The following is a 1,211-nucleotide window of genomic DNA, read 5'->3' as shown; positions in this document are numbered from 1 at the left end:
TGTAATGACCCCCTGGTTTCTGCACACCCTACGCCACTAATGCGGGGTGTGCTCGGGGTGCCACATAGCCCAAAGACTGATGCGGCCGTTCTTCGTTGTAGTACCGGATCCAGTGGTTGATCACGACCCTGGCTTGGCCCAGCGACTCGAATCGATGGAGCCAGATGCACTCCTCCTTCAAGGAACGGAAGAAGCGCTCTACGAGCCCATTCTGTTCCGGTGTGTACGGCGTCGTGAACTCCTGCGTCAGTCCGTAGGCCTTCACCGTGCCCGTGTAGTGGCGACTGCTGAAGACCAGGCCGTTATCGGACCGCAGTGCCAGGGGCTGATGAATTCGGCCCAAGGCGCCGAATCGATGCACCAGGGCCTCTTCCAGCGCGGCCTCGGCGGTCTTGCTACTGCCATTGTCCGATAATCGCCAACCGAGGATCTCTCGTGTGCAACAGTCGATAATCACCGCCAAGCTGGCTCGTCGATCCTTTCCACACCACACGTGAGTAAGATCAGTAGCCCATCGCTCATCAGGCCTTGAGGCGACTGACGGCAGGCTCCTGGCGCGTGGGCGGAAGCCTTGAGGTCGTTTGCGCACTTGCCAGCCCTTCAGTTGCAAGATGCGCTGGATCGGCTTGCGGTTCTCACCCAGTACGCACGCCAGACGGCGATAGCCATAGGTAGGGAACCGTTCCAGAGTCAGCTTAACTCTGCTGGCCAGCTCGGTATTGATCACACGGCGCCGCGGCTTGGGCCGGTAATACAGGCTTCGCCGGGGGAATCCCAACCAGCGGCAGAGCTTGACGAGCGATACCACGTGGCCTTCCTCGGCCAGTTGCGCCTGCAGCGACCTTACGAGTTCTCGTCCTCGTCGAGCAGGCGCTTGAATTTTTTTAGTGCATAGATCTGCAGATGGGCTTCACCCAGTGCCTCCTTGGTCTCTCGGAGCTCGGACTCGTACTGCTCACGGATGTCCTTGGGGCGAGCTTTGAATCCGTTCTCCATGTTGCGTTGGGCCTCATCGATCCAGCCCTCGACCTCGGAGACAGTGAGGTCGTATTGGCGAGCCACCTCAGCCACCGTGATCTTGCCCTTGAAGATGTCCATGACCACGGCAGCCTTGCGCTTCGCGGTCCATCGCTTGATGGGGTTGTCGTCGTTCATCCTGTCCTCCTGATCGCTGCACTATAGCCTGTGCAGCTCTGGAGGGGGTCACTTCA

At 59.5% G+C, this 1,211-nt stretch carries 2 protein-coding genes; both read right to left on the bottom strand.

What is annotated here, in order from left to right:
• Positions 1-28: 28 nt before the first annotated feature.
• Positions 29-838, bottom strand: a complete 810-nt coding sequence (locus DU505_RS22195) for an IS3 family transposase (RefSeq protein WP_114481143.1) — start codon at positions 836-838, stop codon at positions 29-31.
• Between the two features lie 5 nt (positions 839-843).
• Positions 844-1,155, bottom strand: a complete 312-nt coding sequence (locus tag DU505_RS22190; protein ID WP_114481142.1) for a DUF1153 domain-containing protein — start codon at positions 1,153-1,155, stop codon at positions 844-846.
• Between the last annotated feature and the right edge of the window lie 56 nt (positions 1,156-1,211).

Source organism: Billgrantia montanilacus (genome assembly GCF_003336675.1).
Classification (GTDB): Bacteria; Pseudomonadota; Gammaproteobacteria; order Pseudomonadales; family Halomonadaceae; genus Halomonas; species Halomonas montanilacus.
This window is presented reverse-complemented; position numbering and strand designations above follow the sequence as displayed.

Bases quoted from the DNA above. Each gene is read 5' to 3' on its own strand.
- DU505_RS22190 (WP_114481142.1), bottom strand. From the start codon at position 1,155: ATGAACGACGACAACCCCATCAAGCGATGGACCGCGAAGCGCAAGGCT.